The following is a 9,492-nucleotide window of genomic DNA, read 5'->3' on the forward strand; positions in this document are numbered from 1 at the left end:
ACGCGATCACCGGCGAGGTGCTGGCGCTGGTGGCCGCGCGCTTTTCCCACCACTACGGCAGCCTGGCGGCCTTCGACTACCCGGTGACCCACGCCGAGGCCGAGCGGCTCTGGGCGCATTTCCTCGCCCGCGGCCTGGCGGATTTCGGCGACTACCAGGACGCCATGGCCAGCGGCGAGCCCTACCTGTTTCACGCGCGCATCAGCGCCGCGCTGAACATCGGCCTGCTCGACCTGCGCCGCCTGTGCGCCGACGTCGAGGCCGCCTATTGGGCCGGGCGGGTGCCGCTGAATGCGGCGGAGGGCTTTATCCGCCAGCTGATCGGCTGGCGCGAGTACGTGCGCGGCATCTACTGGCTGCAGATGCCCGAGTACGCCGAGGGCAACGCCTTCGGCAACACGCGTGCGCTGCCTGCGTTCTACTGGACCGGCAACACCCGCATGAACTGCCTGCGCCAGGCCATCGGCCAGACCCTGGAGCACGCCTACGCCCACCATATCCAGCGGCTGATGGTCACCGGCAACTTCGCCCTGCTCGCCGGCATCGCGCCCAAGCAGATCTGCGACTGGTACCTGGCGGTGTACATGGATGCCTTCGACTGGGTCGAGCTGCCCAATACCCTGGGCATGGTGATGCACGCCGACGGCGGCTACCTGGGTTCCAAGCCCTACTGCGCCAGCGGCCAGTACATCAAGCGCATGTCCGACTACTGCAGCGGCTGCGCCTACAAGGTGAGCGAGAGCAGCGGCGAGTCGGCCTGTCCGTTCAACGCGCTGTACTGGCACTTCCTTATGCGCCACCGCGAGCGGCTCGAGCGCAACCCGCGCCTGGGCATGGTCTATCGCAACCTGGCGCGCATGGACGAGGCCAGGCAGCAGGCGCTGTGGGACTGGGGCGAGCGCCTGCTGGCCCGCCTGGATGCCGGGGAGATGCTGTGAACAAGCGCCAGTTGCCGGTGAAAAGCTGCGCGGTCTGCGGGCTGCCGTTCACCTGGCGCAAGAAATGGGCGCGCTGCTGGGACGAAGTGCGTTACTGCTCCGAGCGCTGCCGACGGCGCCGTTCCGCCAGCATGGGCGCGTGACGACGGGCCGCGCTTCTGTGCTAGTCTGGCCGGCCTTTTTGCAGCCCCAAGCGGAGCCTTTCATGTCCGAATTCACCTTCAGCCCCGATCTGTCCTCCGACGAGGGCCGCGTCAGCTACGGCATCGGCCGCCAGCTCGGCGGTCAACTGCGCGACAACCCGCCGCCCGGCGTCGACCTGACGGCCATCCTCGCCGGCCTGACCGACGCGTTCGGCGGCCAGGCCAGCCGCGTCTCCGAGGCCGAGCTGGGCGCCAGCTTCAAGGTTATCCGCGAAATCATGCAGGCCGAAGCCGCCGCCAAGGCCGAAGCCGCTGCCGGCGAGGGCCGCGCCTACCTGGCCGAGAATGCCAAGCGCGAAGGCGTGACCGTGTTGCCGTCGGGCCTGCAGTACGAAGTGCTGGTGGCGGGCGAGGGCGCCAAGCCGTCGGCCGACGACCAGGTGCGTACCCACTACCACGGCACCCTGATCGACGGCACCGTGTTCGACAGCTCCTACGAGCGCGGCCAGCCGGCGGAATTCCCGGTCGGCGGGGTGATCCCGGGTTGGGTCGAGGCGCTGCAACTGATGGGCACCGGCAGCAAGTGGCGCCTGCACGTGCCGAGCGAGCTGGCCTATGGCGCCCAGGGCGTCGGCAGCATCCCGCCGCACAGCGTGCTGGTGTTCGATGTCGAGCTGCTCGATATCCTGTAAGCCTTGGGCACAGGCTGTCGCTGCGGTGCGCATGGCGCACCCTACCTGACCGCGAGAAAGTCCAACGAAACGGGGCGCCCTGGAAACAGGGCGCCCCGTTTGCGTTTCAGCGATTGCGCCGCGAGCACCGAATGGCGGTTTCGACTCAGGGCCGCAAGGCCCGCGCGTAGCAGAACAGGAACAGGCTGCGCACCAGCTCCTTGAGCACTATGGGTTCGCTGGAGCTGAGCTCGTGCAGATCCAGGTCGCCCTGGTCGCGCAGCTCGTCCAGGGCTTCCTCTTCGAGCATGGCGCAGACCTCGCCGGTTTCGCGATTGAGGATGCGCAGATAGGGATGCGGGCGGTCCAGCCAGGCATCGATCAGGTAGGTCATGGCAGGTCTCCTTGGCCGTCTTTACGTAACTGAGAATAATTCCTATTACATAAATAGCAAGGACTAATTACGCCTTTCTGTCGTACGCCGGCTGTAGGGTGTCGCGGCCCCGCGACACCCTACGGGCAGGCACTGCTCAATGGGCGGGCACGGTCTGCGCCTGCGGCTCGGCATCCGGCTTGGCCAGCAGGCTGTAGACGCAGGGCAGGACGAACAGGGTGAACAGCGTGCCGACGCTCATGCCGGTGGCAATCACCAGGCCGATGTCGAAGCGGCTCACCGCGCCGGCGCCGCTGGCGAGGATCAGCGGCACCATGCCGAACACCATCGCCGCGGTGGTCATCAGCACCGGGCGCAGGCGGATCGCCGCCGCTTCCTCGATGGCCTCGCGCAGCGGCAGGCCCTTGTCGTGGCGCAGCTGGTTGGCGAACTCGACGATGAGGATGCCGTGCTTGCTGATCAGGCCGATCAGCGTCACCAGGCCCACCTGGGTGTAGATGTTCATGGTGGAAAAACCGAGGAAGATCGGCACCAGCGCGCCGCAGATCGACAGCGGCACGGTGACCAGGATCACCAACGGGTCGCGGAAGCTCTCGAACTGCGCGGCCAGCACCAGGAAGATGATCGCCAGGGCCAGGGCGAAGGTGACGAACAGCGCGCTGCCTTCCTGGATGTACTGCCGCGAGGCGCCGGCATGGTCGAAGCTGTAGCCGCGCGGCGCTTCCTCGCGGGCGATGGCGGTGATGGTGTCGATCGCCTCGCCCTGGCTGACGATGGGCACGCCCTCGATGATCGCCGAATTGAGCTGCTGGAACTGCTTGAGCTTGGTCGGCCGGGCGCGGTCGCTGAGGCTGATCAGGGTGCCCAGCGGCACCATGACGCCGCTTTCGCTGCGCACGTGGTAGCTGTCCAGCCAGCCCGGATTGTCGCGGTAGGCGCGCTCGACCTGGGCGATCACCTTGTAGCTGCGCCCGTCGATGGTGAAGCGGTTGATCTCGCCCTCGCCGAGCAGGCTGGCCAGGGTGACGCCGAGGTCCTCCATGGACACGCCCATCTGCGCCGCCTTGGCGCGGTCGATGTCGACCACGATTTCCGGCTTGTCGAAGGCCAGGTCGATATTGAGGAAGGCGAACTTGCCCGACTCCAGCGCGCGCGCCTTGATGCGCTCGGTCACCTGCAGCAGCGACTCGTAGTCGTTCGGCGTGTTGATCACGAACTGGAACGGCAGGCCCTCGCCGGTGCCCGGCAGCGACGGCAGGTTGAAGCCGAAGATCTGCAGGCCGGGGATGTGGTTGAGCCGCGCCTGCACCTCCGGAAGGATCTCCATCTGGGTGCGCTCGCGCTCGTTCCAGGGCGTCAGCAAGAAGCCGCCGATGCCCGATTGCACACCGTCGAAGCCGTTGATCTGGAACGAGGAGTAGTACTCGGGGAAGGTCTTGAAGATCTCCACGAACTGGTCGGTGTAGGCGTTGACGTAGTCGAGGTTGGTCGGCTGCGGTGCGTTGGCGAAGAGGAACACGATGCCCTGATCCTCCTCCGGCGCCAGTTCGCTTTGGGTGAAGCTGAGCAGCACCGGGATCAGCGCCATGACGATCAGGGCGAACACCACCACCACCGGGCGGGTGTTGAGGGTGCCGTGCAGCATCTTCTGGTAACGCTGCTTGAGCCGGTCGAAGATCAGATCCAGGCGATGGGCCAGTCCCGAGGGGTTCTCGTCATGGCGCAGCAGCTTGGCGCACATCATCGGCGACAGGGTCAGGGCGACTATGCCGGAAATGATCACCGCGCCGGCCAGGGTCAGGGCGAATTCCTTGAACAGCGCGCCGGTCAGGCCTTCGAGGAAGCCGATGGGGGCGTACACCGCGGCCAGGGTGATGGTCATCGACACCACCGGCACGGCGATCTCGCGCGCGCCCTCGATGGCAGCGTCGAACGGCGTCTTGCCCTCCTCGATATGGCGGTGGATGTTCTCCACCACGACGATGGCGTCGTCCACCACCAGGCCGATGGCCAGCACCATAGCCAGCAGGGTCAGCAGGTTGATCGAGTAGCCCATCAGCTGCATGAAGAACAGCACGCCGATCATCGACAGCGGGATGGTGATCACCGGGATCAGCACCGAGCGCAGCGCGCCGAGGAACAGGAACACCACGACTATGACGATCAGCACCGCCTCGATCAGGGTCTTGACCACCTCGTCGATGGACGCCTGGATAAACAGGGTGGCGTCGTAGGCGATGGCCACCTTGAGGTTCGGCGGCAGCTGCGCCTCCAGTTCGGGGAGGATGCCGCGCACCTCCTTGATCACTTCCAGCGGGTTGGCGCTCGGCGTGCCCTTGATGGCGATGTACACCGAGGGGATGCCGTCGAAGGAGCTGATCGAGTCGTAGTTCTCCGCGCCCATCTCCACCCGGGCGATGTCGCGCACCAGCACGCGGGTATCGCCGAGGGTCTTCACCGGAATCGCGCCGAAGGCCTCGGCCGACTTCAGGTCGGTGCTGGCGTTGATGCTGGTGACCACGTACTGGCCCTTCACCTCGCCGGCGGCTGAGAGGAAGTTGTACTTGCGCACTGCCTCGTTGAGGTCGCCGGCGGTGACGCCGTAGGCGGCCATCTTCACCGGGTCCAGCCACAGGCGCATGGCGAACACCTGGTTGCCGAGGATCTGCGCCTCGGCCATGCCGGGCAGGGTGGCCAGCTTGGGCTGGATCACCCTGGAGAGGTAGTCGGTGATCTGCGGGTTGGACAGCTCGTCGCTGTAGAAGCTGACGTACATCAGCGCCGAGGCGTCGGCCGCCTCCTTGGACAGCACCGGGTCTTCGGCGTCCTGCGGCAGCTGGTTCTTCACCTCGTTGGCCTTGGCCAGCAGCTCGGTGAACAGGCGGTCGGTGTCGGCGCCGATGCGCGCGTAGATGGAGATGGTCGACAGGTTCTGCTGGCTCGACGAGGTCATGTAGTCGATGCCTTCGGCGCTGGCCAGGCTCTGCTGCAGCGGCTGGGTGATATAGCCCTGGATGGTCTCGGCGTTGGCCCCGGGGTAGGCGGTGGTCACCGTGATCAGGGCGTTCTCCATCTGCGGGTACTGACGGATGCTCAGCTTGCCGAAGGCCTGGAAGCCGAGCAGCACGATCAGCAGGCTGACCACTGTGGCCAGCACCGGACGGCGGATAAAAGGATCGGTAAAAGCCATAAGGATTTCCTTGGCTGTTGTCATCCGTAGGAGCCGGCATGCCGGCGAGATCTGGCTTGGGGCAGATCGCCAGCGGGCTGGCTCCTACGCGCGTTGACGGGTCAGTTCGCGTCTAGTTGCAGTGCCGGATCTTCGACCAGCTCGACATGGGCGCCGTTGTCCAGCTTGAGCTGGCCGGAGGTGACCACCTGTTCGCCGGCTTGCAGCCCTTTGACTATTACCACGCGGCCGGCACGGCGTTCGCCGGTCTCGACGAAGCGCCGCTCGACCGTCAGCTGCGTCTTACCCTCGGCATCCTTGACCGGTTGGCCGTCCTCGTCCTGCTTTTCCTGCACCACGTACACCGAGTTGCCATAGAGGGTGTAGGTGATGGCGGTTTCCGGCACCACGATCTTCGCCTCGTCGCCCGCCAGCAGCACCTCGAGGTTGGCGAACATGCCCGGCAGCAGCTTCTCGTCCGGGTTGCTCAGGGTGGCGCGCACCTGCAGGTTGCGGGTTTCGTTCTCCACCTTGGGGTTGAGCGCGGCGATCCGGCCCTCGAAGGTCTCGCCCGGGTAGGCGGCCACGCCGACCAGCACGCGCTGGCCGACCTGCAGCAGCGGCGCGCGCTGTTCGGGCAGGAAGAAGTCGACGTGCAGGCGCGACAGATCCTGCAGGGTGGCGATGGCGGCACCGGGCGAGAGGTAGTCGCCGGTGTCCACCTGGCGGATGCCGATGGTGCCGGCGAAGGGGGCGAGCACGCGCTTCTTGTCCAGTTGCGCCTTGAGCTGGGCGACCGTCGCCTCGGCCTTGAGCAGCTCGGCGTTGAGGCGGTCGAACTCGCTCTTGGAGATGCTCTGCCGGTTCACCAGGCTGCGGCCGCGTTCGAATTCGACCCGCGCCAGGCTGCGCACCGCCTCGGCGGTGGCCAGGTTGGCGCGTTCCACTTCGCTGTCGAGCTGGATCAGCGGCTGGCCGAGCGTGACCTTCTGCCCGGACTCGAACAGCACTGCGCTGACGATGCCTTCCACCTCGGCGGACAGGTCCACGCCCTGGAACGCCTTGAGCGTGCCGATGGCCGGCAGGCGACCCTGCCAGGGCTGCTGCTCGGCCTGTGCGGCGGAGACGCTGATGGCCGGCTGCGGCGCCGAGAACATCTGGATCTGCTGGTAGATGGAGAGGCCTTTGTAGGCGGCGAAGGCGAGTACCACGACGAGTACCACGCCGAGCATGATGAGCATGCGGCGGAGCAACATATTCCGTTTCCTTGGCGAGCAGGGTAGGGCCTGGGAATAGGCAAGAGAGGCACCTTAGTGCCAGAGCCGGGCGCTGTCAAAACCCCGTGGGGCGGGTGATTGCAGGGTGCTGGCACTTCCCTGTGCCAGCTGCTCAGTGATCTATGAACCGAGGCGGCGGGTCACCTCGCCCAGCTGCCCGGACAGGTTGCGCAGGTTGTGGCTGGCGGCCTGGGTGCGCTCGACGTTTTCCTGGTTGGCGCTGGCGATGGCGGTCAGCTCGGTGAGGTTGCGCGAGATGTCCTCGGCCACCGAGGTCTGCTCCTCGGCGGCGGTGGCGATCTGCCGGTTCATGTCGCGGATCGCCTCCACCGCGCCGGTGATGCGCTGCAGCATGGCGCCGGCCTCGGTGACCTGGGTGACGCCCTGCTCGCTGCGCTGCTGGCCGCTCTCGATGGCGCGCACGGCATTCAGCGCACCGGTCTGCACGGTATCGATGATCTGGTTGATCTCGGCGGTGGATTCGGCGGTGCGCTGGGCCAGGGTGCGCACCTCGTCGGCGACCACGGCGAAGCCGCGGCCCTGTTCGCCGGCGCGCGCCGCTTCGATGGCGGCGTTGAGCGCCAGCAGGTTGGTCTGCTCGGCGATGCCGCGGATCACCTCCAGCACCTTGCCGATGCGCCCGCTGTCGGCCTCCAGGCGGCGGATCACCTCGGCGGTGTTGGCGATCTCGCCGCGCATGTCGGTGATGGTGGCGATGGTCGACTGCATGACCTTGCCGCCCTGGCGTGCCGAGTCGTCGGCATCGTCCGCCGCGTGCGCCGCCTCGGCGGCATGCCGCGCCACCTCCTGGGCGGTGGCGGACATCTGGTGCATGGCGGTGGCGACCTGGTCGGTGCGCTCGAACTGCTCGTTGACCCCCTCGGTCATGCGCGAGGCGATGGCGTTCAGCTCGCCGCTGGCGTTGTCGAGGTCGCCGCTGCTCTGGTGCAGGCTCTCGGTGGTGCTGGCGAGAAAGTCGCGCAGGGTGTTGGCGGCTATCGCCAGCATGCCCAGTTCGTCGGCGCGCGAGGTCTCCACGCGCTGGCCGAACTGGCCGTGGCTGAGCTGATCGACGTGGGTGATCAGGTGGCGGATGGGGATGATCAGGTGGCGATTGACCAGCCACAGGCTGAACACCCCGATCACCAGGGCGGCGGCCAGCATCAGCAGGGTACCGCTGAGGATGGTGCGCTCGGCGCTGGCGTTGATCTGCTCGGCCTGGCTCAGGCTGTGCTGGCGCAGTTGGTCGACCAGCGCGCTCATCTGCTCGCTGGCGGCGCGGTCGATACCCTTGACCGCGGCATCGCCGGCCTGGGCGTCGGCGCCGGCGGCGACGAAGGCGTCGCGGCCCTTGCGGTAGTTGGCGCCGAGGCTCTGGTGTTCGCTGCGCAGGCGTTCGACCTGGGCTTTCAGCGCCGGATCGGCGGCGGCGACCTGGATCAGCTGGCCGAGGCGCTCCTGCACCTTGCGCTCCTGCGCCTCGAACTGGCTCCAGTAGCGCTCGAGGTTGGCGCTGTCCTGGCCGCGCAGCAGCACGTTCTTCCATTCCTGCACCTGGGTCTTGAATTCGACGTTGGCCGCGTCGATCAGCCGCGAGGCTTCCAGGGGGCCATCGAGCAGGCCGCGGTAGGACTGGATGCCGCCGGAGAGGAAGCTGAAACAGGCCAGCGCGGTGATCAGGATCAGCGCCAGGCTGCCGCCGAGCAGAGCGAGAATCTGCGCACGCAGGGATTTTTGCAGCATGGGAGTCATGCCTCGGAGGTCGAACGTTGGGAAGCCAGCCGGTAAGCAGCGCGTGGCGGTGGTGTCGATTTCCCTATCGCTCAGCCGCTCCGTCGCCGGGAGCAGGTGCTGAAGTATAGGTTGGCCACGCCGCGGCGGGCTTTTGCAGGTTATGACCAGTTGATGACGTTTGGATGACAGTTGCGCGTCTGTTTGCCGTTGCTCTCGCGGAGGCGGGGGAGGCGTTTCGCCTTGCGGGGCTCGCGGCGCCCCCAACCGCTGGCGCGGATGGCCCGGATTGCATCCGGGACGCGGCAGGCTCGCGTCCCGGGTCGCCCCCAGAGCGTCAGGCCAGGCGCAGGTGGTTGTCCCACAGCCCGGCCGGCAACTCCAGCGCCTTGGCGACTATGCGCTCGCCGCGGCAGTCGTACAGGCGGCAGCGGCCCTGGCCGGAGCTGACCACGAAGCCCTCGGCCAGCGCGCCGACCCCGGCGCAGTCGGCCAGCGGCACGTCCAGGCGCACTTCCGCGCTGTCCAGATCCCAGATGAAGAAGCGGTTGCCGCGCGGGGCAGTCAGCGCCAGCAGGCGCAGCTCGCTGTGGATCGCCACGCTGGCGGTGTACTGGTTCATCGCCAGGCGCTGCGCCTCGCCCAGCGGGAAGGGCTGGAAGGCCTGGCCGGGACGCTTGATCGCCAGCAGCGGGGCCGCATCCTGGATGTCGCCCATATATTGCTGGCCGCTGACCACCGTGCCGTCGCTGGCCACGGCCAGGTGGCGCACGCTGTTCTGCTGCTCGGCCAGGCGTTCGCGGCTGACCAGGCTGCCGTCGCGGCGCATCAGCACCAGGCTGGCGTCCATGGCGTCGAGGTTCATCTCCACCCGGCTCTCGGCTTCGGTGCGGATGCCGCCGTTGGCCACCACCAGGGTTTCGCCGTCGGGCATCCACAGCAGCTGGTGCGGGCCGACGCCGTGGCTGGCATGCTCGCCGGCGCGCACCAGGCGCTCGCCCTGCAGGCGGTAGACGCCGAGCACGCCGCGACCGGGCTCGTTGGTGTCGTTCTCGGTGGCGTACAGCCAGTCGCCGCCCTTGTGGAACACCGCGTGGCCGTTGAAGTGGCGGCCGGCCGGCGTGACCAGGCGCTGCAGCAGGCGGCCGTCGCAGGTGTCGATCAGGTAG

At 67.4% G+C, this 9,492-nt stretch carries 8 protein-coding genes; 3 read left to right on the forward strand and 5 right to left on the reverse strand.

What is annotated here, in order from left to right:
* From N878_RS04900 to N878_RS04905, 3 genes are all read left to right on the forward strand, one after another.
* Positions 1–938: cryptochrome/photolyase family protein (locus N878_RS04900; RefSeq protein ID WP_021442568.1), on the forward strand; the 938-nt coding region annotated here is incomplete at its 5' end.
* On the forward strand, positions 935–1,081 hold the full coding sequence (locus tag N878_RS26630) for a DUF2256 domain-containing protein (protein WP_021442569.1): 147 nt from the start codon (positions 935–937) through the stop codon (positions 1,079–1,081). The genes N878_RS04900 and N878_RS26630, both read left to right, overlap by 4 nt.
* 62 nt (positions 1,082–1,143) lie before the next feature.
* Positions 1,144–1,773: an FKBP-type peptidyl-prolyl cis-trans isomerase gene (locus tag N878_RS04905; protein WP_021442570.1), complete on the forward strand. Its 630-nt coding sequence runs from the start codon at positions 1,144–1,146 to the stop codon at positions 1,771–1,773.
* 145 nt (positions 1,774–1,918) lie between these two features.
* Here N878_RS04905 and N878_RS04910 read toward each other — a convergent pair whose 3' ends face one another.
* The 5 genes from N878_RS04910 to N878_RS04930 form a co-directional block, all read right to left on the reverse strand.
* Positions 1,919–2,146 carry a hypothetical protein gene (locus N878_RS04910; protein WP_021442571.1) on the reverse strand — a complete coding sequence of 76 codons (228 nt, stop codon included), beginning with the start codon at positions 2,144–2,146 and terminating at the stop codon, positions 1,919–1,921.
* Positions 2,147–2,282: 136 nt separating this feature from the next.
* On the reverse strand, positions 2,283–5,336 hold the full coding sequence (locus N878_RS04915) for a multidrug efflux RND transporter permease subunit (protein WP_021442572.1): 3,054 nt from the start codon (positions 5,334–5,336) through the stop codon (positions 2,283–2,285).
* A 101-nt stretch (positions 5,337–5,437) separates the two neighbouring features.
* The gene (locus N878_RS04920) at positions 5,438–6,571 is read right to left on the reverse strand and encodes an efflux RND transporter periplasmic adaptor subunit (protein WP_021442573.1); all 1,134 of its coding nucleotides are present in this window, start codon (positions 6,569–6,571) and stop codon (positions 5,438–5,440) included.
* Positions 6,572–6,712: 141 nt separating this feature from the next.
* A complete protein-coding gene (locus tag N878_RS04925) occupies positions 6,713–8,335 on the reverse strand; it encodes a methyl-accepting chemotaxis protein (RefSeq protein ID WP_021442574.1) in 1,623 nt (540 codons plus the stop codon).
* Between the two features lie 325 nt (positions 8,336–8,660).
* The coding region (locus N878_RS04930) for a DUF1513 domain-containing protein (RefSeq protein ID WP_021442575.1) at positions 8,661–9,492 on the reverse strand (832 nt) is incomplete at its 5' end.

The sequence above is a fragment of the Pseudomonas sp. EGD-AK9 genome (assembly GCF_000465935.2).
In the GTDB taxonomy this organism is placed as follows: domain Bacteria; phylum Pseudomonadota; class Gammaproteobacteria; order Pseudomonadales; family Pseudomonadaceae; genus Aquipseudomonas.

What these genes read in the sequence shown, in the direction of transcription:
- N878_RS04920 (WP_021442573.1), bottom strand. Translation starts at nt 6,571, where the DNA reads ATGTTGCTCCGCCGCATGCTCATCATGCTCGGCGTGGTACTCGTCGTG.
- N878_RS04915 (WP_021442572.1), bottom strand. Translation starts at nt 5,336, where the DNA reads ATGGCTTTTACCGATCCTTTTATCCGCCGTCCGGTGCTGGCCACAGTG.
- N878_RS04925 (WP_021442574.1), bottom strand. Translation starts at nt 8,335, where the DNA reads ATGCTGCAAAAATCCCTGCGTGCGCAGATTCTCGCTCTGCTCGGCGGC.
- N878_RS04910 (WP_021442571.1), bottom strand. Translation starts at nt 2,146, where the DNA reads ATGACCTACCTGATCGATGCCTGGCTGGACCGCCCGCATCCCTATCTG.
- N878_RS04905 (WP_021442570.1), top strand. Translation starts at nt 1,144, where the DNA reads ATGTCCGAATTCACCTTCAGCCCCGATCTGTCCTCCGACGAGGGCCGC.